Here is a 20,431-nt window from a genome sequence, read left to right on the forward strand (position 1 = left end):
GCCACCCAAGGTCGCCGCATGGCGCGTCTCTACGTCACCCTCAGCCTTCTCCTCTATCTCCTGGCCCTGTGCCTCGATGCTGTGCACCTCAGCGGCGGCAATACGGTCACTGCCCAGCAGGCGCTGTTCCAGGGCCCTTGGGGCGTGGTCTTCGGTCTGTTCGGCTGGTTCGCCAATCCTCTGTTTGGTCTCGCCCTGCTGCTGCGCCGGCGGCTGCGCTGGCTGGCACTGTTCCTCGGTGCCTGGGCCCTTTACCTGGCGGTCATGAGCCACGCCATCGAGCGCCTGCCGGACAACATCAACTACAGCTTCCATGACGTCATCGGCTTCGCTCCGGGCTATTACCTTTGGGCGCTCGCCATCGCCGCCTTCTGCATCGGCCAGGCCTGGTGGTGCAGCCGCGGACGCGATGTCGAGGTGCCGCGCTGGAGCCTGCCGGAAGGCGCGCTGGCGCTGTTGCTGCTGGTGGTGATGGTGATCGGCCTGCGCGATGAAAACCTGCGCTTCGATTTCGACAAGCTGTTCGATATGCCGCCGTCAGTCTGGGAAATGCCGCCGCCGGCCCGGTACGAGTCGATCTGATGAGCCCAGAGCAAAACATAACTCTCTGATTTGCAGTGACTTTGTGGGAGCGGGTTTACCCGCGATTGCTGTAGTGAATTCACCTTAGTAATCGCGGGTGAACCCGCTCCCACAGGAACTGTTCTCTGCGCTACAGCGCAGCCTGAAGGGCTTGCCAGCGATCAGGCCATCAGCTGCATCAAAAGGCTCAAGCCTTGCGCTTGAGCGGCTCACCCTCGAATTTCACCCCGGCCAGGCCATGGGCGATCAGGGCGCGGATGTTGCCGTGGTCGGTGCCTTCCGGCGTTGCCAGCACCGAGCGGTAGTGCTCGCCGAACGCCAGCAAGGTTTCCTGGTCGCTCAAACCTTCCAGCAGGGCCAGGCCCAGGGTCTTGCACGAACCTTCGTTCTGTCCGGCGGCGCTGGCCAGGCCGCCATTGTCGAAGGCGGTCTGCTGGTAGTCGTAGTGCTCGGCAACGAAGGCCAGGGTATCGGCGAACTGGTGTTCGCCGGTGGCCAGGCTGGCACGCAGTTGAATCAGGTCAGTCATGGGTTTTTCCTTTGGCGAACGCGGCTTGCTGCTCGGCGCTGGCTTCTTTCTGGTATTGGCTTTTCCACTGCTCGTAAGGCATGCCGTAGACCACCTCGCGGGCGTCATCCAGGCTTACCTCGATCTGGCGTTCGTCCGCGGCGGCCTTGTACCACTTGGACAGGCAGTTGCGGCAGAAGCCGGACAGGTTCATCAGGTCGATGTTCTGCACGTCGGTACGGTTGCGCAGATGTTCGACCAGGCGACGGAACGCCGCCGCTTCGAGTTCGAGTTGCTCTTGTGGGGTCATGGCTGTCTCGTTGATCAGGCGATTCGGTTCTTCAGGTGGCGGCCACCGTTGATGACCACGTTGCTGCCGGTGCTGTACTGGCTTTCGAGAAGGAACAGCACCGCGTCGATCAGCGGCTGGGCGCCGGGTTCGAATTCCAGCAGGGCCTTCTTCAGGGTCTGCTGGCGATACTGTTCGTCGCCGCCCTCCTTGAGGATCAGCAGGCCCGGCAGGATACCGTTGACCCGCACCCTGGGCGCGTACTTTTCGGCGAAGGACAGCACCATGTTCTGCAGCGCGGCCTTGGTCGCGGCATAGCCGATATGGCTCTTGCTGCCGCGGGAGGAGGTTTCGTCGCAGATGTGGATGATGTCCGACTTGTCGAGCTTCAGCAGTTGCTCGCCCAGGGCCAGGTTGAGGTGGTAGGGCGCCTCGACGTGCAGCTTGAACATGGTGTTCAGGTTGTCGAGGTCGTCGTCCAGCCACAGCGAGGCATTGTGGACGATGGCGCGCAGGCCGTCGTACTGGGTGCGCAGGTGCTCGATCAGCGCTTCGCGATCGCGTTCGCTGCACAGGTCGGCCTGGAACGGGATGATGTTCGGGTGCGCCGGGGGGATCTTGCTGCGGCTGGCGCTGACCACCGTGTGGCCGGCCTGCGCCAGTTGCGTGGCCAGCGCCAGCCCGACTCGCTGGCTGCCACCGGTAACTAGGATTGGGCTGTTCATATGCGGGGACGGTCAACTTTTTCAGGTTCGCGGTCAGGTGCCAGCATACCCGAACTCGCCCGTATTGACCGCCCCCGGGGCGTCAGCGGCTTTCCAGGGATTCGCCGCGGTTTTCCCGTGCCGTAGCGGGCGCGGGCCGGGCATCGAGCCAACTGGCGAGGCAGCGGGTCGATAGCGGGATGAACAGGTACACCATCAGCGGCGTCAGGCCGAGGGTACTGAGCAGCACGCGCGGCAGCAGGTCCAGTTGCGCCAGCCAATGGCCGAACAGCAGGTTGAAGACCAGCGACACGGGAAAGAACGCGAGCCAGATCGCCACCGCCTGCTTCCAGCGGGGTGGACGCTGCGCGGCACTGTTGCCGAACCAGCCCTCTATACCGCTGACCCGCTGCTCGGTGGGTTGCTTGAACAGGCCGTTGCCGCGTGCCAGCCAGGCACTGCGCGAGGCTGAGAATTCCCAGGCGTGCAGGGTCTTTTCATCGACGAAGCGGAAGATGATCTGGAACTCGTCGCCCTGGGGCGGCGGGGCCAGTACGCCGGAACCGAGGTAGCCGGGGAAGTCGGTGGCGAGCTGCTCGCCTTCGTGGAGCCAGGCGATCATGTCCTGGTAACGGCCTTCGGCAACGCGCCGTGCGACCATCAGGGTGACGGGTGAGGTAGACATCGTGTATCTCCGGGCAAACGGGTCGCGGCGGGTAGCCTCGATCCTGGATACCACCCGGGGTATTGGGTGGCGTCCGAACTCAAGCAAGGATTATTCCGTAAATAATGTGACCCGTCAGTGTCAGTTTTCTCTCAAGTTGACCAAGGGTTTGTTCCGGCCGTTGACGAGCGGGGTAGAATGCGGGTCTTTTTCCTACAATCCGCAGCGTACAAGGCGATGATCGAATTTTCCCCGCCGCCACCCGGCGAACGTACCCTGGATCACGAGGAGTTGTTTCCCATCCGGGAAGTCGCACGGCTGACCGGGATCAACCCGGTGACCCTGCGCGCCTGGGAGCGCCGTTACGGGCTGGTACAGCCGACTCGCACCGAAAGTGGGCACCGTTTGTATTCCCGCGCCGATATCGACGAGGTCCGTACGATCCTTGGCTGGATCGAGCGGGGCGTGGCCGTGAGCAAGGTCGGCAAGATCCTCGCTCGCAACAGGGCTGCGCACGCCCGGCCCGAGGAGGCCGCGCAACCGCCTGCGAAGGATCATCAGCACTGGCAGAACCTGCTGCGTCAGGCCGCGCAGGGTTTCGATGAAGCGCGGCTCGAGCGCATCTATGGCCAGGTCTTCGCCAGCTACCCGCTGGAAGTGGTGTTCCAGGAGATCGTCATGCCGCTGTGGCAGGAGCTGCGTATTGCCCATGACGGCTTCGGCCGCCTCAGCGAATGGCTGTTCTTCGACACCTTCCTCCGTGCCCGGGCCTGGCAGCGCCTGCAACTGACCCGGGACGAACAGCCTACGCGCGTGCTCCTCGCCGGGCTGCCGGAGCAGTGCCGGGAACTCGAATTGCTGGTGTGCGCCCTGATGCTCGGCAGCAGCGAGGTGGCGGTATCGCTGCTGGCACCCGGACACCCCCTGGAAGAGTTGAGCCTGATCTGCGAGCGCATGGCGCCGGATGCCGTGGTGCTGTTCTCCAATCACGCCCCGGCGGCGGACCTGTCCAAGCGCCTGGCGCGCCTCTGTCTTGGTCTGGACTGCCCGCTGCTGTTCGCCGGCGAGGCGTCGGAAATGGCCCAGGACAGCCTGGTCGGGTCACAGGTGGTGTGTCTCGGCGGGGAAGGGCGCCTTATGCGTCGACGCCTGCAGCAGTGCCTCGACGGGCACCTCGACAGTTAACCGGCATGCAGCTCGGGGTGAGCGCGCCGGTGCTGCTGCAAAATGTACTGGCGCAGCCGTTCGATTTCTTCAGCCGGGCGCTGGCTCAGCCGGTAGGCGGCCAGGCCCTCGGCGGTGATGCGTTGCAAGGTGCCGCGCAGGGCGATGGGGGCGATGCCGTCGGGGGCGAACCAGAGGTTGAAGGACTTCGGCGGCTTCTTGCCTTGCGGTAGTTCCACCAGCACGCCCTTGAAGGAAATCTCCCGCACCTTCAGGCCACTGCTCAGCCCCAGCTGGTCTTCCAGCATCACCGGCTGGTCGAGGCTCAGGCGCCAGGGCCGGACCACCGCACCTTCCTCATAGATGCTCGGCGCCCCCAGTTGCAGGTGCAGGGCATGGAACTCGTCTTCCACCAGCAACAGCGGAAAGCTCATGTGCTGGTTGTCCACCTTTGCCTGCACCGTGACCTGCTCGTTGGCCACCAGCCGGGTCAGCAATTGCTGGACATCGCTGCGGCCATTGAGGCGCAGGCTGGAGTTCGGGTCCACGCGGTTGAGCTGGGGCGAGCGGTGCACGCTCTGGATATAGTCCAGCTCATCCTGGGTCAAAAGGGCGTCGGCTTGCATGGTCGTGAATACTGCGAGTCTACGGGGTGTTGAATGGACAGCGGATAAGTGCCTTTGTTAAGACCGTTGGTCGCTTTCCAGCGCCCGGATCCGCGCCCGTGCCTCGGCCAGTTCGCGTTCCAGCTCGGCGATCCGCTGCTCGGCTTCGACCTGAACGGTGACGTCCTTCTGCACACCGATGAAATAGGTGAGCTGGTCGGCTTCGTTGAACAGCGGGGTGATCGACAGCTCGTTCCAGAACGCGCTGCCGTCCTTGCGGTAGTTGCGCAGGATCTCCCGGCACGGCTGGCGGCTGTCCAGGGCCTGGCGGATACGCGCCCGGGCCGGCTGGTCGCGGTCTTCGCCCTGGAGGAAGCGGCAGTCGCGATAGAGAATGTCGCTGGCCTGGTAACCGCTCAAGCGCTCGAAGGCCGGATTCACGTAGATCAGGATGGTGTCTTCGTCGCCTTCCTGTTCGGCGACCACGATGCCATCGTTGGAGGCATCGATCATGCGTTGCAGCAGTTTGGCGTTGATCATCGGCGGGACCGGTCCAAGGCTTCGGATGAGCGATTCTAGTGCATGTGCGAGCAGGGGATAAGGCCTTGTGCCAGCCAAGGGTGCCAGGCGCTGCACGAAAAGCCTCGATACCCGTTCCTGCTGCGTTGAAAACAGTCTGACCTTCGTCTCAAGGCTTTTCGTACAGAACCTAGTATCCTGCGCGTTCGCTCAAGTAATGGAATCCCTCATGAAAGTGGTCATCCTGTCCGGTTCGGTCTATGGCACCGCCGAAGAAGTCGCCCGTCACGCCCAGTCGCTGCTCAAGGCCGCCGGTTTCGAAGCCTGGCACGCGGCCCGGGCGACCCTTGCCGATATCCAGGCATTCGAGCCCGAAGCGCTGCTTGCCGTGACCTCCACCACCGGCATGGGCGAACTGCCCGATGCACTGCTGCCGCTGTACAGCGAAATCCGCGACATCCTGCCTGCCGCCTGGCGCGGCTTGCCGGGCGGGGTCATCGCCCTGGGTGATTCCAGCTACGGCGATACCTACTGCGGCGGCGGCGAGCAATTGCGCGAGCTGTTCGCCGAGCTGGGCGTCAACGAGATCCAGCCAATGCTGCGCCTGGATGCCAGCGAGACCGTGACCCCTGAAGTCGACGCCGAACCCTGGCTCGCCGGGTTTGCCGACAGGCTGCGTGGCTGATTCATTGCCCCTGCGGAGACTCTTTCAACAGGTCCAGCCAGGCCCGGGCCGCCGCCGACAGGTAGGCGCCCCGGCGCCAGATGAAGGCGATGTCCCAGCGCAGGTCCTGCGGTTCGCGCAGGGCCAGGCGCACGACGCCGGGCCGTTCCAGCGCCCTCGCCACGATCCGCGGCAACAGCACCACGCCCTGGCCGGCTGCCACCAGCGCGGCGAGGAAATCCGCCTGTCCACTGCGTCCGCCTTCCCTGGGCGTGAAACCCAGGGCCTGGCAGGCACTCAATAGCCGGTCGTTGAGCACGAAACTGCGCTGATAGAGCAGGAAGGGCGTGTCTGCCAATTCTCCCAGGTGCACGCTGGCATTGCCGGCCAATGCGTGGTCCAGCGGCAGCAGGGCGTCCAGCGGTTCGTTGCAGAACGGCTGCCAGTCGAAGGCCGGATCGTTCGGCGTCAGGCTGCCGCCCAGCTCCAGTTCGCCACTGAGGACCGCCTGTTCGATGGTGCGGCTGCCGCCTTCGAGGATTTGCACCTTGATATTCGGATAGCGCCGCCGGTATTCGGCGAACAGCCCGGCGAACAGCGCGTCGCTGCCCAGCAACGGCAGGCCGAGGCTGAGCTCGCCGCGGGCCAGCTGGCTGAGGTCGTCCAGTTCGTTATGCAGGGCCTGGCTCAGGTGCAGGATGGCTTCGCCACGTTCCAGCACCACCTTGCCGGCGGCCGTCAGGTGCAGGCGCGAGGCGTGCCGTTCGAGGAGCGTTACACCGAGGTCCTGCTCCAGCTGGGCCACCTGCTTGCTCACTGCCGACTGGCTGATATGCAGGGTTTGCGCGGCCTGGGTGAAGCCGCCGCGGTGTATCACTTCGATGAAACTGCGCAGTTGCTTGAAGTCCATGCTCTTGAATTCCATTCTGGAATGCCGTGCAGTCTAACAATTCGCTTTTTGCATGGGTGAGCGCGATTTTAAAATGGGGACCTGCAGAGGAACCCCGTCCATGACTTTCGCTAATTTCAAATGCCTTGCGCGCCTGCTTGCCGAGCTGGGCGTGCTGCTGGCGTTGTACCTGCTCGGCGGGCAACTGGTGGCCTGGTTCGGCTGGCCCATACCCGGCGGTGTGATGGGCCTGGCGCTGCTGCTGGTGCTGTTCGCCCTCGGCTGGCTCAAGCCTGCCGCCTTGCAGCGCGGCGCCGGGGTGCTCATGGCCGAGATGCTGCTGTTCTTCATCCCGGCGCTGATGAGCCTGCTGGACTACGGCACGCTGCTGCGCGACGACGGCTGGCGCATACTGCTGGTGATAGCGGTCAGTACCTTGCTGGTAATGGTGGTCACCGCCTTTACCGTGGAATGGGTGTGCCGCCGGAGCCTGCGTCATGAGTCTTGAACCGATGCCGCTGTTCTGGCTGGCCCTGACCCTGCTGGCCTACCTGGGCAGCCGCTGGCTGTACCGGCGCACCGGGCGCTACCTGTTGTCGCCGCTGATCCTGGTGCCGGCGGTGCTGCTGGCCATTGCCGTGCCGCTGCATACCGCCTACGCCGAATACTCTCGCGACACCCACTGGCTGATGGCGGTGCTCGGCCCGGTGACCGTAGCCTTCGCGGTACCGATCTGGCAGCAGCGGCGCCTGCTGGCCAGGCATTGGAAGGCCCTGTGCCTGGGGATGCTGATGGGCAGTACGGCATCCATCGCCAGTTCCTGGGTGCTGGCACGGTTGCTGGCGCTGGACAGTTCGGTGAGCCTGTCGTTGCTGCCGCGCTCCATCACCACGCCGTTCGCCATGCCGCTGGCGCAGCAACTGGGCGGTGTGCCGGAACTGACGGCGGTGTTCGTGATGTTTACCGGGGTGCTCGGTGCGGTGTTCGGTGGCGTGCTGCTGCGCTACCTGCCGCTGCGCACGCCGCTGGCCCGGGGCGCGCTGTTCGGTGTCGGTGCCCATGGCGCCGGTGTCAGCCGGGCGCGGGAGGTGGGCGGCGAAGAGGGCTCGGTGGCGGGGCTGGTGATGGTCCTGACCGGTCTGCTCAACCTGTTCGCCGCGCCGTTGCTGACGATGGCGCTATAAGCCGTTCGGCGCGTGACCCGCAAGGTCAGCAAGCTGGCTGCCAAGGCAACTCCCGCCCTGGCGGCGGCTGACTATGCTCAGCGACAGAGCACAATCATGTGCCGCCGTGACCAACACTGATAACAACCACCAGCCGAGATCTCGCTATGCCTTTGGCAGAGATACCCTTGTGCGTCTGGCGGACACGGAGCCTGGGATACACGTTCCGCGGCCAGAGCATTCGCTACTGGACGGCAGGGCAGGGAGAGCCACTGCTACTTATTCACGGATTTCCTACCGCCAGCTGGGACTGGCACTACCTCTGGCAACCCTTGGCCCAGCGCTTTCGGGTAGTCGCCTGCGACATGCTGGGGTTCGGCGATTCGGCCAAACCGCCGGGGCATCGCTACAGCCTGCTGGAGCAGGCCGATCTGCAGCAGGCGTTGCTGGAGCATTTGCATATCCATGAGCCCGTGCATGTGTTGGCCCATGACTATGGCGGCAGCGTCGCCCAGGAACTGCTGGCGCGGCATCACGAAGGGCAGGGCCGGATCGCCAGTTGCGCGTTTCTCAATGCCGGGTTGTTTCCCGAGTGCCATCGCCCGTTGCTGCTTCAGCGCCTGCTGATCAGCCGGCTCGGCTGGCTGGTGGCGCGGGTCTTCGATCGTGACGACCTGGTGCGCAATGCCGGACAGATCTACGGGCCGGGTACCCAGCCCAGCGAAAGCGCGCTTGACGACTGCTGGAGCCTGATCGTGGCCAATCGCGGCAATCGCATCCTGCATCGGCTTTCGGAATACCTGATCGAACACCAGGCACATCGCCAGCGTTGGGTCGGGGCCTTGCAGAACGCGAGCCTGCCGCTGCGCTTCATCAACGGAGCGGCAGACCCGCTGTCGGGCGCGCACATGGTCGAGCGCTACGAGGAACTGATCCCCGAGCCCGATACCGTTCTACTCCATGGCATCGGGCACTATCCGCACACCGAGTCGCCGGCCCAGGTGCTGCGCCATTACCTGGATTTCCGTCACCAGCCGCTGGCCTGGAGCCTGCAGAAGGTGGCCTGGTCCTGACCCAAGCGTCACTTATCATCCGCCATTCAGCGCCCGCCCGGTTCGTTGTCCGGGCACAGGTGCTGGCCGACACTGGCGGCTCCGTTCCCTGTTCAGTTGGAGTTGAGCCATGACCGATTCGGTACGCCTGGAAGATAGAGTGGTGATCGTCACGGGGGCCGGCGGTGGCCTTGGCCGCGCCCATGCCCTGCTGTTCGCCCGGCACGGGGCGAAGGTGGTGGTCAACGATCTGGGCGGCTCGACCCACGGCGAAGGGGCGAACGCCTCGGCGGCCGACCGGGTGGTGGCGCAGATCCGCGAGGCCGGCGGCGAGGCGGTGGCCAACCATGACTCGGTGACCGATGGCCAGCGCATCGTCGAACAGGCCCTGGACAGCTTCGGCCGGGTCGATGTCGTGGTGAACAACGCCGGGATCCTGCGTGACAAGACCTTCCACAAGATGGAAGACGCCGACTGGGACCTGGTCTACAAGGTGCACGTCGAAGGTGCCTGGAAAGTGACCCGCGCCGCCTGGCCGCACCTGCGCGAGCAGAATTGGGGCCGGGTGATCTTCACCTCGTCCACGTCGGGCATCTATGGCAACTTCGGCCAGGCCAACTACGGCATGGCCAAGCTCGGCCTCTACGGCCTGACCCGCACCCTGGCCCTGGAAGGGCGCAAGAACGGCGTGCTGGTCAACGCCATCGCCCCCACCGGGGGCACGCGCATGACCGAAGGCCTGATTCCGCCGCAAGTGTTCGAGCAACTCAAGCCCGAGCTGATCAGTCCGTTGGTGGTCTACCTGGGCAGCGACCGCTGCCAGGACAGCGGCAACCTCTATGAGGTCGGCGGTGGCTGGATCGGCCAGGTGCGTTGGGAGCGCAGCCTCGGGGCCGGCTTCGATCCCCATGAAGGCTTCAGCGTCGAAGACGTGGCGGCCAGTTGGGGGCAAATCGGCGACTTCGACAACGCCGTGCATCCGAAGGACAGCCTGCAGGCCCTCGAGCAGATGATGAGCAATTTGCAACGATTTGCCCGGCGCTGATTTCTGTCGCGATCGGCGGATCTTTCCTAAGCTGGCTAGCCCGTCATCGCGACAAGGAGCGCGCACATGTATGAATCGAAGAACGAAGAAGTCATCTCGGCCGAACAGTTCCGCAGCCGGCTGTTGCTTCATGCGCTGGGTGCGCTGCTGTTGCTGCTGGGCTCGATCCTGATCGGCGTGGCCGGGCACCTGCATTTCGAGGAAGGGGTGAAGTGGTACGACGCGGCGTTCAACGCCACCCTGCTGCTGGGCGGCATGGGGCCGGTGGCGCTGCCGGAAACCCAGGGCGGAAAGTTGTTCTTCGCGGTGTACGGGCTGTATGTGGGGCTGGTTTTCGTCGCCAGTATCGGCCTGATCCTGGCGCCGGTGGCGCATCGGTTGCTGCACCGGTTTCATTGCGATTAAAAGCACACCGCGGGCCCTGTGGGAGCGGGTTCACCCGCGATTGCCATATTGGACTCACCGACGTAATCGCGGGTGAACCCGCTCCCACAAGGTCCGTGCAAGCCCCAAAAATAAAAAAGGCCGCTGCAAACGCAGCGGCCAACAAAGACGCAGATCAAGGAGCTTCAAAATCGACGTCGGTGAACTGAAGGGGACGCTTCGGAGCAACAATCGGGAGCACTCTAGGGGAAAAGCATTAACCGACCATTAAGGGGTCCGAAGCGTCAACTTCGCGCCCTGGCGAACACCGGATCGTCAGGGCAAGGCAAGGATAGTCAGGCGCAACCCACGGAAAAATAGCCCTTTCTGACATTCACTGTTGCATCCTCGGCAACAGTGCACCAATTCAGTTCACTGACGCCTGATAGCCCATCCGCCAGCTGATGGCGTTTGCCGTGGCAACCAGGCGCTGCGCTGCCGGGCCTTGTTCATCGGCATGGAAGATCGAGGTTGGCCCGACCACGGTGATTACCGCGGCGATCTGGCCCATGGCGTTGAACACCGGGGCCGACAGGGCGTCGACACCGGGCATCAGCAGGCCGTGGACATGATGCAGGCCGTGTTCGCGGATGGTGGCGAACAGGGCATCGTAATGGGCGATGTCGTGTCCGCTCTGCGCCAGTTCCCGATCCCGCAGTTCCACGGTTTCCCGTTCCGGCAGATAGGCGCCGAACACCAGTCCGGTGGACGAACTCAGCAGCGGCAGCACCGAGCCGATCTGGGTCACCACCGTCACCGCGCGCACTGCCGGTTCGATATTCACCACGGTCGCGCCCTGGTTGCCCCACACCGCGATAAAGCAGCTTTCATTCAGGTCGTCGCGCAATTGCGACAGCGGCATTGCCGCCACTTTCAGAACGTCCATCCCGCCCAGCGCCGCCAGGCCCACGCGCAACGCCTCGCGTCCGAGGCCGTAATGGTTGGTGGCCGGGTCCTGCTCGGCGAAGCCGCTGGCGATCAGTGCCTGCAGATAACGGTGCACCTTGCTCGCCGGCATGTCCACATGCTCGGCCAGGCGCGACAGCGAGGTAGCGGGGGAAAGCTCCGCCAGCGCCTTGAGAATGTCGGTACCGACCTCCGCCGAACGAACCTTCTGTTTACCGCTATCGGTGCTGGACGGAGCTTTACTCATGGGCGCTGTTTTCTCTGTGGGAGCGAGCGTGCTCGCAAAGGACCGCACGGCGGTCCCGGAATGGACGGCGATCTTTATAGCTTGACGCCATGGTGCGAGCAAATTACGTTATGCGTAATCCGTTTACGAATTAAAACAATGCAGAAGCACTTCCCTCTTGCCTGGGCGACAGGGTTGACAATCTGCCACCCCATGGAGGCTCGATGAACATCGACAACCCGTCCGACCTCGCTTACCAAAGCGGTTTCGGCAATGAGTTCGCCAGCGAAGCCCTGCCCGGTGCCCTGCCGGTCGGCCAGAACTCCCCGCAAAAAGCGCCCTACGGCCTGTACGCCGAACTGCTCTCCGGCACCGCCTTCACCATGAGCCGCCATGAACAGCGGCGCACCTGGCTGTACCGCATCCGCCCTTCGGCGCTGCACCCGGCCTTCGTGCGCCTGGAGCGGCAACTGGCCGGTGGCCCGCTGGGCGCGGTCACCCCCAATCGCCTGCGCTGGAGCCCGTTGGACATGCCCGGCGAGCCCACCGACTTCATCGATGGCTGGGTGACCATGGCTGCCAACTCGGCCGGCGACAAACCGGCCGGCGTCAGTATCCATATCTACCGCGCCAACCGTTCCATGGAGCGGGTGTTCTTCAACGGCGACGGTGAACTGCTGCTGGTGCCGCAACTGGGCCGTTTGCGCCTGGTCACCGAACTGGGCGTGCTGGAGGTTGAGCCGCTGGAGATCGCGGTGATCCCGCGCGGCATGAAGTTCCGCGTCGAGCTGCCGGATGGCGAAGCCCGCGGCTACATCGCCGAGAACCACGGCGCACCGCTGCGTATCCCGGACCTGGGCCCGATCGGCAGCAACGGCCTGGCCAATCCGCGAGATTTCCTCGCGCCGGTGGCGCACTACGAGGAAGCCCGGGGCCCAGTGCCTTTGGTGCAGAAGTTCCTTGGCGAGCTGTGGGGCTGCCAGTTGCAGCATTCACCGCTGGACGTGGTCGCCTGGCACGGCAACAACGTGCCGTACAAATATGACCTGCGACGTTTCAACACCATCGGCACGGTCAGCTTCGACCATCCCGATCCGTCGATCTTCACGGTATTGACCTCGCCGACCAGCGTGCCGGGCATGGCCAATATCGATTTCGTGATCTTCCCGCCGCGCTGGATGGTGGCCGAGAACACCTTCCGTCCGCCGTGGTTCCACCGCAACCTGATGAACGAGTTCATGGGCCTGATCAAGGGCGAATACGACGCCAAGGCCGAAGGCTTCCTGCCTGGTGGCGCCTCGCTGCACGGTTGCATGAGCGCCCACGGTCCGGATGCCGAAACCTGCGCCAAGGCCATCGCCGCGGAGCTGGCGCCGAGCAAGATCGACAACACCATGGCCTTCATGTTCGAGACCGGCCAGGTGCTGCGTCCGACCCGCCATGCCCTGGACTGCCCGCAGTTGCAGAACGACTACGATAGGTGCTGGGCCACGCTGCCGAGCACCTTCACCCCGAATCGGAGATAAGCATGAACCAGACCGCCATTGCCCGCAGTTGGGTCGAACACGCCAATGGGCATAGCGACTTCCCGTTGCAGAACCTGCCGCTGGGTATCTTCAGCCGCGCCGGCGGCGAGCGCCGCAGCGGCGTTGCCATCGGCGACGCCATCCTTGACCTTGAAGCGGTACTGGCTGCCGGTCTGTTCGAAGGCGAAGCCAGGGCGGCCGTGGAAGCCACTCGCGGCGGTGCACTGAACGCCTTCTTCGCCCTGGGTCGCAGTGCCCGGGTAGCCCTGCGCGAGCGCCTGCTGGCGCTGCTCGGCGAGGGCAGCGAGCACCAGGCCACGCTCAAGGCCGCGCTGTACCCGGCCGGCGAATGCGAGCTGCACGTGCCGGCCAGGATCGGCGACTACACCGACTTCTACGTCGGCATCCAGCATGCGACCAACGTCGGCAAGCTGTTCCGCCCGGACAACCCGTTGCTGCCCAACTACAAGTACGTACCGATCGGCTACCACGGTCGCGCCTCGACGATTCGCCCGTCCGGCACCGAAGTACGGCGCCCGAAAGGCCAGACCCTGCCGGCCGGGCAGAGCGAGCCGAGCTTCGGCCCTTGCGCGCGCCTGGACTACGAGCTGGAACTGGGCATCTGGATCGGCCAGGGCAACGACATGGGCCAGGCCATACCGATTGGTGACGCCGCCGAGCACATCGCCGGCTTCTGCCTGCTCAACGACTGGTCGGCGCGGGATATCCAGGCTTGGGAATACCAGCCGCTGGGGCCGTTCCTGTCCAAGAGCTTCATTTCCACCATTTCGCCCTGGGTGGTTACCGCCGAAGCCCTGGAGCCGTTCCGTTGCGCCCAGCCAGCCCGTCCGAACGGCGACCCGCAACCGCTGTCGTACCTTCTGGACAAGCGTGACCAGGCGGCCGGTGCCTTCGATATCGAACTGGAAGTGCTGCTGATCACCGAGCGCATGCGCGAGCAGAACCTGCCTGCGCATCGCCTGGGCCTGAGCAACACCCTGAGCATGTACTGGACCGTGGCGCAGCTGGTGGCGCACCACAGTGTCAACGGTTGCCAGTTGCAGCCGGGCGACCTGTTCGGTTCCGGCACGTTGTCCGGTGCCGAGCCCGGGCAGTACGGCAGCCTGCTGGAGATCACCGAGGGCGGCAAGCACCCGGTGGAACTGGCGTCGGGCGAGGTACGCAAGTTCCTCGAGGACGGCGATGAAATCATCCTGCGCGCCCGCGCCAGACGCGACGGCGTGGCCAGCATCGGCTTCGGCGAATGCCGTGGGAAAGTCGTTGCGGCGAACTGAAAGGGCCCTGAACCCAATGGAACTCTTCACTTACTACCGCTCCACCTCGTCGTACCGGGTTCGCATTGCCCTGGCGCTGAAGCAGCTGGAGTTCCAGTCGCTGCCGGTCAACCTGCTCAAGGGCGAGCAGCGCGCGGAACACTACCTTGCGCTCAATCCCCAGGGCCGGGTGCCGATGCTCAAGGCCGATTCCGGGGAATTGCTGGTGCAATCGCCGGCGATCATCGAGTACCTGGAAGAGGTTTATCCACAGCCGGCACTGCTGCCGCACGATCCGGTGCAACGGGCCCGGGCGCGGGGAGTGGCGGCCTTGATCGGTTGCGATATCCATCCGCTGCACAACGTCAGCGTCCTGAACCTACTGCGCGAGACGGGGCAGGATGAGGATGCGGTGAATCGCTGGATCGCGCACTGGATCAGCCAGGGGCTGGAAGCGGTGGAACGGTTGATCGGTGACGAAGGCTTCTGCTTCGGCGCGCAGCCGGGGCTGGCGGATGTCTACCTGATTCCGCAGGTGTATGCGGCCAGGCGCTTCAATGTCGATCTGGGCGGGTACCCGCGGATCCTGCGGGTGGTGGGGCTGGCGGAGGAGCATCCGGCGTTCGTGCTGGCGCATCCTTCGCGGCAGCCGGATACACCGGCTGCAGGCTAACGGCCTCCACGGGCCTTGTGGGAGCGGGTTCACCCGCGATGACGTCGGTGGGTTCACTATCGTCCTCGCGGGTGAACCCGCTCCCACAAGGTCCGCGTAAACCCGGCGGTCAATGCACGGATCGTTTCCCGCTGGGCAAATGCCCCAACCGCTCCGTCAGCCGCAGTCGCTGGATCGGGTCATCGGTCAGCAGCAAGGCATGCTCCAGGTCATGACGCTCGGCCTGCGGGCAATCGAGATGCTGGTACAGCGTGGCCCGGGCCAGGTAATCGCTGGCCAGTGGCGCTCCGAGCTCCATCACCCGCTCGGCATCCCTCAGCGCCGCGATATCGTCGCCGTGGGTCGAATGCAACTGCCGCAGATTGCGCGATAGCCGCTGGATCATCTCCCGCGCACTGGCCGTTTTCAGATGCTCGGCGGTCAACGGCACTTGCGGGCCGAACTGGCGCCCCAGCAGTTCCCGGCAATCGGCCGGATACAAACGCCGGCCGCCACAGGGATCGAGCAGATGGTCGGCACCCGGTACGCGCAAGAGGAAATGCCCCGGGAAATTCACCCCTTCCAACGGAATCGACAACCCCCGCGCCAGCTCCAGGCTGAGCAGGGCCAGGGCCAGCGGCTGGCCGCGACGACGTTGCATGAGTTGATCGAGCAGTGCCGCCTGGGGCCGCAAGGGGTGGTATTCGTCTTCCTGGAAACCCATCGAGCACAGCTTGCGCAGCAGCGGCTGGGCCAGCTCGTTCAGCGGCAGCAGCGGCAGGTCATTGCTGACCTCATGCTGCAGCTCGCGCAGCCCGCGCATCACCTGCGCCGGATCGACCTTGGCGTCATGCTCGGCAGCCACCCACAACCCGGCTTCGAACAAGGCCGGGGGCGTGCGTTCCAGACAGGCCAGGCAGGCGTGGCGTGGGTTCATGGCGATCTCCGTCGAGAGCTTCTGTTTTAGCCCTGGCACGGCGTTTCGTCCAGTGCTGCGGCAGCCATCGAGGGCACACCTATACTGGATGCAGCACTGTTCAAGAGGGCCCGCAGATGTTCGCTCTCATGCAAAGCACCCGCACCCGATCACTGCACCTTTGTACCGACCCGGCCACCGGCCTCAAGGCGGTGATCGCCATCCACAACGAGCAACTGGGCCCGGCGCTGGGTGGTTGTCGCTACCTGGCCTACCCGGATGACAACAGCGCCATGAGCGATGCCATCCGCCTGGCCCAGGGCATGACCTACAAGGCCGCCCTGGCCGGCTTGCCGCTGGGCGGCGGCAAGGCGGTGATCATCCGCAATCCCCATGTGGAAAATCGCGCTGCGCTGTTCGAAGCCTTCGGCCGTTTCATCGAGTCCCTCGAAGGCCGCTATATCACCGCCATCGACAGTGGCACCTCGACCCTCGACATGGACTGCATCGCCCAGTCCACCCGGCACGTCACCAGCACCACCCGCGCCGGCGACCCCTCGCCGCATTCGGCGATGGGCGTGTTCGCCGGCATTCGCGCCACGTCCATGGCGCGCCTGGGCAGCGACAACCTGGAGGGCTTGCGGGTAGCGGTGCAGGGGCTGGGCAATGTCGGCTATGCGCTGGCCGAACAGCTGCATGCGGCGGGCGCCGAGCTGCTGGTCAGCGACCACGACCAGGGCAGGGTGCAACTGGCGATGGAACAATTCGACGCCCAGCCCGTGGCTGCCGAAGCGATGGTAGGCACCCCTTGCGATATCTTCGCGCCGTGCGGCCTGGGCTCGATCCTCACCGGGCAAAGCGTGATGCAACTGCGCTGTGCGGCGGTGGCCGGCTCGGCCAACAACCAATTGACCAGCCTGCAGGTGGCCGATCAACTGGAAAGCCGCGGCATCCTTTATGCGCCGGACTACATCATCAATTCCGGCGGCCTGATCTACGTGGCACTGACCCATCAGGGCCAGGCACTGCCCGACATCACCGCCCACCTGGCGCGGATCCCCAGCCGGTTGACCGAGGTGTTCGCCCACGCCCAGGCGGAAAAACGCTCGCCGGCGCGGGTGGCGGAGCAATTGGCGGAGCGCCTGGTATACGGTAACGCCTAGGGCTCACTCCGCGTCCGCAGGTGCCTCGAGCAGTTCGGACAGGGCATCCGGCTGGCTCTTGAAGGCCTTGGCGAACACGTCGCGGTTCTTCGCCATGTAGATACCGATGTCATCGACCTGCTGTTCGTCCAGCGACGGCACGGCCTTCTTCAGGACTTCAGCCAGCATCTCGGCCAGCTCGAGCATCTTGTCGTGACGGTCTGCTTCGGCTTTATCCATGAACAAACGCTCCAGGTCGCGGCTGCTGCGGTACACCACTTCGACGGCCATTCATCACCTCACGCCTTTTTCGAAATTGAAGGAATACGGAATACTGGGTATTTATACAGTAATCGCCCGGTATTGGATAGTGGCCTTTTTATAGCCCAGATTTTTGCAGGCGGAGGGTATGCGGGCGTGCCTTGCGGCAATCGGTCGCCTTCTCAAGCGAGGCCGCTGGCCTTTTTACTGCATGCAGGCATAGCCGTCATATGCCGGCAGCATCCTTCTTCCAAGCCGTATCGGGGAATTCGCATCGTGAACATCAAATGGGCTGAAAAACTGCGCAAGGGCCTGCATGGCGGGGCCGACTCGCTGGGCAACCTGTGCGTCGAGGCGTTCCACTACCTGGCCCTGTTCGGGATCGGTGCCATCACCGCCTATGCGGCGGTCGCCACCTTCATCGACATGATCGGCAAGGGCGGGGTCAGCGTCGACGACATCTTGCTGCTGTTCATCTACCTGGAGCTGGGCGCGATGGTGGGGATCTATTTCAAGACCAACCACATGCCGATCCGCTTCCTGCTCTATGTGGCGATCACCGCGCTGACCCGCCTGCTGATCGGTGACGTCTCGCACCACAAGGCACCCGACGAAGGGCTGCTGTACCTGTGCGGCGGCATCCTGCTGCTGTCGTTCTCGATCCTGGTGGTGCGCTACGCGTCGTCGCGCTACCCGTCGAGCCGGGCGATCGATGCCAGTGGCAAGGATGTGGAGGAAGGCAGGTAGTTTTGCTTTGTTCTTGAAGGCCCTATCGCTGGCAAGCCAGCTCCCACAAGGATCCTGTGGGAGCTGGCCAGCGATGAGGCCCTCAAAACAACAAAAGATCCTGCTCTTTATAACCAATCGATCTGCAAGATTTTCCCGCCTCACTCCACAAGGGGTTATCCGCCATTTCAGGATCCCCTTCATGCCTCATTACCTCGACGACGCCCAGCGCGATGAAGTGCTGCGCCTGCACGCCAGCTTCCTCGGGCGCAGCGAGTGGCCGACCTGGCTGCTGCTGATAGGGGTCTATACCGGCTGGTTCGCCCTGTTGCTGGGCAGTTCGTTGCTCGGCGCCGGGCTCACCACTGTCCTGCTGATCCCGCTGCTGGTGCTCTGGCTGTCGTTGCAACATGAGCTGCTCCACGGCCATCCGACCCGCTTCCTCTGGCTGAACAAGCTGCTCGGCTACGCGCCGTTCGCCGTCTGGTACCCCTATACCCTGTATCGCGACAGCCATCTGCTGCATCACCGCGACGAAGATCTCACACTGCCGGGCCGCGACCCCGAAAGCCGCTACCTCGGCCAGCAGGCCTGGCAACGCACCCGGAAGACCGACCGGGCCCTGCGCTGGCTCGACAAGACCGTTCCCGGACGCCTGCTGACCGGCGCTCCGCAAGCCCTGTTCGGCCTTGCCCGGGAACAACTCGCCCGGCTGAAACAGGGGGACCGCCAGGCCTGGCGCATGTGGCTGACGCACGGTTTCTGCACACTGCTGATGTTTGCCTTCATCGCCGAATACAGCGCCCTGTCCATTGCCCAGTATGTATTCCTGGCCAGCGTGCCGGCGTTGTCCGTGGCCATGCTGCGTTCCTTCTACGAGCACCGCCCCGCCGAACGCCCGGAGCACCGCACTGTCCTCAACGAGGCCGGCTGGCCCTGGACCTGGCTGTTCCTGCACCTCAACCTGCACCTGGTGCACCACGACCTGCCAGGCCTGCCGTGGTATTTCCTGCCAACCGTCTACCGCCAGCGTCGCGAGCAATGGCTGGCGCGCAGTGGCGGCTATCTGGTGCACGGCTATGGCGAGCTGATCCGCGCGCACAGCCTGCGTCCCATCGACAGCCCCGAACATCCTTTCGCCTGACCCGGAGTACCCATGGCCTACGCCGAACTGCTGATGTACGTGGCACCCTCGCGGGTTCGCGCGGCCAGCGAATCCTGGCTGCAACACACGCTGGATCTGCTTGGTGGGGTACGTGAGGACGCCAGTGCCCTCGACCTGCCCACCCTTTGGCAATCGCCGAACCTGTTGTTCGCCCAGACCTGCGGCTACCCGCTGATGACCCTGCTGCGCGGCAAGGTCCGGGTCATTGGCCGCCCGGTCTACGAACTGCCCCACGCCAGCGCCGGCAACCATTGCAGCCTGCTGGTGGTGCGCGAAGACGATCCGCGTTGCACGCTGACCGACTTCTTCGACAGCCGCGGCCTGCTCAACAGCCCCGACTCCAATTCCGGCATGAACCTGTTGCGCCATCGCCTCGCGCCCTTGCAGCGGGACAACCGTTTCTTCTCCGCGATCCAGTACACCGGCGGCCACCGCGACAGCCTCAAGGCCCTGAAGGCAGGGCAGGGCGATCTGGCGGCGATCGACAGCATCACCTGGGATTACCTCGCCCGCGACCGCAGCGAAGAAGTCAGCGGCCTGCGGATTCTCGATAGCAGTGCGCCGAGCCCGACCTTGCCCTTCATCGGCCCGGCCCACCTCGACGAGACCGGCGCCGAACGCATCCGCCAAGCGCTGAACCAGACGCTGCAGGCGTTCGCCGACACCTTGGCGATCCGCGAAGTCCTGCCTGCCAGCGAAGCCGATTACCAGATCCTGCTCGACTACGAGCGCGATGCCGCTAATTTCAAATTCGAATAATCGAATGCTTTTTAAATATTTTTAAAGCATAAGCCCTCCCTCTAGCATGGCGTCACCGGACCACCGGACATCTCAAGCAATCCTCCTTCTGGAGTCATTCATGTCCGGTCTCGACCACGCCCACCGCGAATATGTGGGCTCGCTGTTCCGCAACCATTACCAGTGGCTGTGCCTGCGCCTGCGCCGACACCTGGGCGATGGTGGCGCTGAAGATATCGCCGCCGACACCTTCGTGCAGTTGCTCAGTGCTCCGGTCGCCGAGCCGATCCGCCAGCCGCGGGCACTGCTGACCACCATTGCCCAGCGCCTGATGTACCAGCTGTGGCGTCGCCGCGACCTGGAGCGCGCCTATCTCGATGCCCTGGACCTGGACGACGAGGCGCAGGCACCCTCGCCGGAAGAATTGGCGCAGATGCTCGAAGCCCTGCAGATCATCGACGAACTGCTCGACGGCCTGCCGGCCAAGGTCAAGGCGACTTTCCTGCTGTCCCAGGTCAACGGCCTGACCTACCCGGAAATCGCCGCGCAACTGGGCATCTCGCAACGCTCGGTGAGCGACTACATGGCCAAGGCCATCCACCGTTGTCTCAAGGCCAGCCTGGAGTGA

The 20,431-nt window shown here is 64.3% G+C and carries 26 protein-coding genes; 16 read left to right on the forward strand and 10 right to left on the reverse strand.

Annotation, left to right across the window (positions count from 1 at the left end; translation table 11 throughout):
• The first annotated feature begins 18 nt into the window (after positions 1–18).
• Complete coding sequence (locus tag ACPFMA_RS04800) at positions 19–582, forward strand: hypothetical protein (RefSeq protein WP_425929771.1); 564 nt, start codon at positions 19–21, stop codon at positions 580–582.
• A gap of 187 nt (positions 583–769) precedes the next feature.
• Here the strand turns inward: ACPFMA_RS04800 and ACPFMA_RS04805 are convergent, their stop codons facing one another.
• The 4 genes from ACPFMA_RS04805 to ACPFMA_RS04820 form a co-directional block, all read right to left on the reverse strand.
• Positions 770–1,111 carry a HopJ type III effector protein gene (locus ACPFMA_RS04805; RefSeq protein WP_009395092.1) on the reverse strand — a complete coding sequence of 114 codons (342 nt, stop codon included), beginning with the start codon at positions 1,109–1,111 and terminating at the stop codon, positions 770–772.
• Positions 1,104–1,400 carry a DUF1244 domain-containing protein gene (locus ACPFMA_RS04810; RefSeq protein ID WP_064302383.1) on the reverse strand — a complete coding sequence of 99 codons (297 nt, stop codon included), beginning with the start codon at positions 1,398–1,400 and terminating at the stop codon, positions 1,104–1,106. Before ACPFMA_RS04810 ends, ACPFMA_RS04805 begins: the two co-directional genes overlap by 8 nt.
• Before the next feature lie 14 nt (positions 1,401–1,414).
• Positions 1,415–2,104 carry a dihydromonapterin reductase gene (gene folM, locus ACPFMA_RS04815; RefSeq protein ID WP_425929772.1) on the reverse strand — a complete coding sequence of 230 codons (690 nt, stop codon included), beginning with the start codon at positions 2,102–2,104 and terminating at the stop codon, positions 1,415–1,417.
• Positions 2,105–2,186: 82 nt separating this feature from the next.
• Positions 2,187–2,768 (reverse strand): hypothetical protein, encoded by a 582-nt coding sequence (locus tag ACPFMA_RS04820; RefSeq protein WP_009395098.1) that lies wholly within the window; start codon positions 2,766–2,768, stop codon positions 2,187–2,189.
• Positions 2,769–2,984: 216 nt separating this feature from the next.
• Between ACPFMA_RS04820 and ACPFMA_RS04825 the strand changes: the two genes are divergently transcribed.
• On the forward strand, positions 2,985–3,932 hold the full coding sequence (locus ACPFMA_RS04825) for a MerR family transcriptional regulator (RefSeq protein ID WP_064302386.1): 948 nt from the start codon (positions 2,985–2,987) through the stop codon (positions 3,930–3,932).
• On the opposite strand, the gene ACPFMA_RS04830 is transcribed toward ACPFMA_RS04825, so the two are convergent.
• On the reverse strand, positions 3,929–4,537 hold the full coding sequence (locus tag ACPFMA_RS04830; RefSeq protein WP_009395101.1) for a hypothetical protein: 609 nt from the start codon (positions 4,535–4,537) through the stop codon (positions 3,929–3,931). The two genes, ACPFMA_RS04825 and ACPFMA_RS04830, sit on opposite strands and share 4 nt — an antisense overlap.
• 57 nt (positions 4,538–4,594) lie before the next feature.
• Positions 4,595–5,056: a PAS domain S-box protein gene (locus tag ACPFMA_RS04835; RefSeq protein WP_064302387.1), complete on the reverse strand. Its 462-nt coding sequence runs from the start codon at positions 5,054–5,056 to the stop codon at positions 4,595–4,597.
• Between the two features lie 208 nt (positions 5,057–5,264).
• On the opposite strand from ACPFMA_RS04835, the gene ACPFMA_RS04840 reads away from it, so the two are divergent.
• A complete protein-coding gene (locus tag ACPFMA_RS04840) occupies positions 5,265–5,720 on the forward strand; it encodes a flavodoxin (protein WP_420058561.1) in 456 nt (151 codons plus the stop codon).
• A gap of 1 nt (position 5,721) precedes the next feature.
• Here ACPFMA_RS04840 and ACPFMA_RS04845 read toward each other — a convergent pair whose 3' ends face one another.
• The gene (locus ACPFMA_RS04845; protein ID WP_420058605.1) at positions 5,722–6,609 is read right to left on the reverse strand and encodes a LysR family transcriptional regulator; all 888 of its coding nucleotides are present in this window, start codon (positions 6,607–6,609) and stop codon (positions 5,722–5,724) included.
• 100 nt (positions 6,610–6,709) lie between these two features.
• Here ACPFMA_RS04845 and ACPFMA_RS04850 point away from each other — a divergent pair, with 100 nt between their 5' ends.
• From ACPFMA_RS04850 to ACPFMA_RS04870, 5 genes are all read left to right on the forward strand, one after another.
• The gene (locus ACPFMA_RS04850) at positions 6,710–7,096 is read left to right on the forward strand and encodes a CidA/LrgA family protein (protein WP_425929773.1); all 387 of its coding nucleotides are present in this window, start codon (positions 6,710–6,712) and stop codon (positions 7,094–7,096) included.
• Positions 7,086–7,772: an LrgB family protein gene (locus ACPFMA_RS04855; RefSeq protein ID WP_064302390.1), complete on the forward strand. Its 687-nt coding sequence runs from the start codon at positions 7,086–7,088 to the stop codon at positions 7,770–7,772. The genes ACPFMA_RS04850 and ACPFMA_RS04855 overlap by 11 nt, the downstream gene beginning before the upstream one ends.
• 146 nt (positions 7,773–7,918) lie before the next feature.
• Positions 7,919–8,824, forward strand: a complete 906-nt coding sequence (locus ACPFMA_RS04860) for an alpha/beta fold hydrolase (protein ID WP_037058698.1) — start codon at positions 7,919–7,921, stop codon at positions 8,822–8,824.
• Between the two features lie 109 nt (positions 8,825–8,933).
• A complete protein-coding gene (locus ACPFMA_RS04865) occupies positions 8,934–9,848 on the forward strand; it encodes an SDR family oxidoreductase (protein ID WP_064302391.1) in 915 nt (304 codons plus the stop codon).
• Between the two features lie 66 nt (positions 9,849–9,914).
• Entirely contained in the window at positions 9,915–10,253 is a 339-nt protein-coding gene (locus tag ACPFMA_RS04870; RefSeq protein ID WP_064302392.1) for a hypothetical protein, read from the forward strand.
• Positions 10,254–10,638: 385 nt separating this feature from the next.
• On the opposite strand, the gene ACPFMA_RS04875 is transcribed toward ACPFMA_RS04870, so the two are convergent.
• Complete coding sequence (locus ACPFMA_RS04875) at positions 10,639–11,424, reverse strand: IclR family transcriptional regulator (protein ID WP_425929774.1); 786 nt, start codon at positions 11,422–11,424, stop codon at positions 10,639–10,641.
• A 203-nt stretch (positions 11,425–11,627) separates the two neighbouring features.
• Between ACPFMA_RS04875 and hmgA the strand changes: the two genes are divergently transcribed.
• Genes hmgA through maiA form a run of 3 tightly spaced genes read left to right on the forward strand, consistent with a single transcriptional unit; the run spans position 11,628 to position 14,876 of the window.
• A complete protein-coding gene (hmgA, locus tag ACPFMA_RS04880; RefSeq protein WP_425929775.1) occupies positions 11,628–12,929 on the forward strand; it encodes a homogentisate 1,2-dioxygenase in 1,302 nt (433 codons plus the stop codon).
• A gap of 2 nt (positions 12,930–12,931) precedes the next feature.
• Positions 12,932–14,224: a fumarylacetoacetase gene (gene fahA, locus ACPFMA_RS04885; RefSeq protein WP_425929776.1), complete on the forward strand. Its 1,293-nt coding sequence runs from the start codon at positions 12,932–12,934 to the stop codon at positions 14,222–14,224.
• Between the two features lie 16 nt (positions 14,225–14,240).
• Positions 14,241–14,876, forward strand: coding sequence for a maleylacetoacetate isomerase (gene maiA / locus ACPFMA_RS04890; RefSeq protein ID WP_064302396.1), 636 nt, complete (start codon positions 14,241–14,243; stop codon positions 14,874–14,876).
• A 109-nt stretch (positions 14,877–14,985) separates the two neighbouring features.
• Here maiA and ACPFMA_RS04895 read toward each other — a convergent pair whose 3' ends face one another.
• Positions 14,986–15,792 (reverse strand): transglutaminase family protein, encoded by an 807-nt coding sequence (locus ACPFMA_RS04895; protein WP_064302397.1) that lies wholly within the window; start codon positions 15,790–15,792, stop codon positions 14,986–14,988.
• Between the two features lie 116 nt (positions 15,793–15,908).
• Between ACPFMA_RS04895 and ACPFMA_RS04900 the strand changes: the two genes are divergently transcribed.
• A complete protein-coding gene (locus ACPFMA_RS04900) occupies positions 15,909–16,934 on the forward strand; it encodes a Leu/Phe/Val dehydrogenase (RefSeq protein ID WP_064302398.1) in 1,026 nt (341 codons plus the stop codon).
• A 3-nt stretch (positions 16,935–16,937) separates the two neighbouring features.
• On the opposite strand, the gene ACPFMA_RS04905 is transcribed toward ACPFMA_RS04900, so the two are convergent.
• Positions 16,938–17,204, reverse strand: coding sequence for a YebG family protein (locus ACPFMA_RS04905; RefSeq protein WP_009395127.1), 267 nt, complete (start codon positions 17,202–17,204; stop codon positions 16,938–16,940).
• Between the two features lie 246 nt (positions 17,205–17,450).
• Here ACPFMA_RS04905 and ACPFMA_RS04910 point away from each other — a divergent pair, with 246 nt between their 5' ends.
• From ACPFMA_RS04910 to ACPFMA_RS04925, 4 genes are all read left to right on the forward strand, one after another.
• Positions 17,451–17,921, forward strand: coding sequence for a phosphate-starvation-inducible protein PsiE (locus tag ACPFMA_RS04910; protein ID WP_009395129.1), 471 nt, complete (start codon positions 17,451–17,453; stop codon positions 17,919–17,921).
• A 181-nt stretch (positions 17,922–18,102) separates the two neighbouring features.
• Positions 18,103–19,044: a fatty acid desaturase gene (locus ACPFMA_RS04915; protein WP_425929777.1), complete on the forward strand. Its 942-nt coding sequence runs from the start codon at positions 18,103–18,105 to the stop codon at positions 19,042–19,044.
• 12 nt (positions 19,045–19,056) lie between these two features.
• On the forward strand, positions 19,057–19,824 hold the full coding sequence (locus ACPFMA_RS04920; protein WP_425929778.1) for a phosphate/phosphite/phosphonate ABC transporter substrate-binding protein: 768 nt from the start codon (positions 19,057–19,059) through the stop codon (positions 19,822–19,824).
• Positions 19,825–19,924: 100 nt separating this feature from the next.
• A complete protein-coding gene (locus ACPFMA_RS04925) occupies positions 19,925–20,431 on the forward strand; it encodes a sigma-70 family RNA polymerase sigma factor (RefSeq protein WP_064302401.1) in 507 nt (168 codons plus the stop codon).

The sequence above is a fragment of the Pseudomonas sp. NyZ201 genome (genome assembly GCF_049860765.1).
Lineage (GTDB): Bacteria > Pseudomonadota > Gammaproteobacteria > Pseudomonadales > Pseudomonadaceae > Aquipseudomonas > Aquipseudomonas bharatica.

Bases quoted from the DNA above. Each gene is read 5' to 3' on its own strand.
- ACPFMA_RS04800 (WP_425929771.1), top strand. From the start codon at position 19: ATGGCGCGTCTCTACGTCACCCTCAGCCTTCTCCTCTATCTCCTGGCC.
- ACPFMA_RS04805 (WP_009395092.1), bottom strand. From the start codon at position 1,111: ATGACTGACCTGATTCAACTGCGTGCCAGCCTGGCCACCGGCGAACAC.
- ACPFMA_RS04810 (WP_064302383.1), bottom strand. From the start codon at position 1,400: ATGACCCCACAAGAGCAACTCGAACTCGAAGCGGCGGCGTTCCGTCGC.
- folM (WP_425929772.1), bottom strand. From the start codon at position 2,104: ATGAACAGCCCAATCCTAGTTACCGGTGGCAGCCAGCGAGTCGGGCTG.
- ACPFMA_RS04820 (WP_009395098.1), bottom strand. From the start codon at position 2,768: ATGTCTACCTCACCCGTCACCCTGATGGTCGCACGGCGCGTTGCCGAA.
- ACPFMA_RS04825 (WP_064302386.1), top strand. From the start codon at position 2,985: ATGATCGAATTTTCCCCGCCGCCACCCGGCGAACGTACCCTGGATCAC.
- ACPFMA_RS04830 (WP_009395101.1), bottom strand. From the start codon at position 4,537: ATGCAAGCCGACGCCCTTTTGACCCAGGATGAGCTGGACTATATCCAG.
- ACPFMA_RS04835 (WP_064302387.1), bottom strand. From the start codon at position 5,056: ATGATCAACGCCAAACTGCTGCAACGCATGATCGATGCCTCCAACGAT.
- ACPFMA_RS04840 (WP_420058561.1), top strand. From the start codon at position 5,265: ATGAAAGTGGTCATCCTGTCCGGTTCGGTCTATGGCACCGCCGAAGAA.
- ACPFMA_RS04845 (WP_420058605.1), bottom strand. From the start codon at position 6,609: ATGGACTTCAAGCAACTGCGCAGTTTCATCGAAGTGATACACCGCGGC.
- ACPFMA_RS04850 (WP_425929773.1), top strand. From the start codon at position 6,710: ATGACTTTCGCTAATTTCAAATGCCTTGCGCGCCTGCTTGCCGAGCTG.
- ACPFMA_RS04855 (WP_064302390.1), top strand. From the start codon at position 7,086: ATGAGTCTTGAACCGATGCCGCTGTTCTGGCTGGCCCTGACCCTGCTG.
- ACPFMA_RS04860 (WP_037058698.1), top strand. From the start codon at position 7,919: ATGCCTTTGGCAGAGATACCCTTGTGCGTCTGGCGGACACGGAGCCTG.
- ACPFMA_RS04865 (WP_064302391.1), top strand. From the start codon at position 8,934: ATGACCGATTCGGTACGCCTGGAAGATAGAGTGGTGATCGTCACGGGG.
- ACPFMA_RS04870 (WP_064302392.1), top strand. From the start codon at position 9,915: ATGTATGAATCGAAGAACGAAGAAGTCATCTCGGCCGAACAGTTCCGC.
- ACPFMA_RS04875 (WP_425929774.1), bottom strand. From the start codon at position 11,424: ATGAGTAAAGCTCCGTCCAGCACCGATAGCGGTAAACAGAAGGTTCGT.
- hmgA (WP_425929775.1), top strand. From the start codon at position 11,628: ATGAACATCGACAACCCGTCCGACCTCGCTTACCAAAGCGGTTTCGGC.
- fahA (WP_425929776.1), top strand. From the start codon at position 12,932: ATGAACCAGACCGCCATTGCCCGCAGTTGGGTCGAACACGCCAATGGG.
- maiA (WP_064302396.1), top strand. From the start codon at position 14,241: ATGGAACTCTTCACTTACTACCGCTCCACCTCGTCGTACCGGGTTCGC.
- ACPFMA_RS04895 (WP_064302397.1), bottom strand. From the start codon at position 15,792: ATGAACCCACGCCACGCCTGCCTGGCCTGTCTGGAACGCACGCCCCCG.
- ACPFMA_RS04900 (WP_064302398.1), top strand. From the start codon at position 15,909: ATGTTCGCTCTCATGCAAAGCACCCGCACCCGATCACTGCACCTTTGT.
- ACPFMA_RS04905 (WP_009395127.1), bottom strand. From the start codon at position 17,204: ATGGCCGTCGAAGTGGTGTACCGCAGCAGCCGCGACCTGGAGCGTTTG.
- ACPFMA_RS04915 (WP_425929777.1), top strand. From the start codon at position 18,103: ATGCCTCATTACCTCGACGACGCCCAGCGCGATGAAGTGCTGCGCCTG.
- ACPFMA_RS04920 (WP_425929778.1), top strand. From the start codon at position 19,057: ATGGCCTACGCCGAACTGCTGATGTACGTGGCACCCTCGCGGGTTCGC.
- ACPFMA_RS04925 (WP_064302401.1), top strand. From the start codon at position 19,925: ATGTCCGGTCTCGACCACGCCCACCGCGAATATGTGGGCTCGCTGTTC.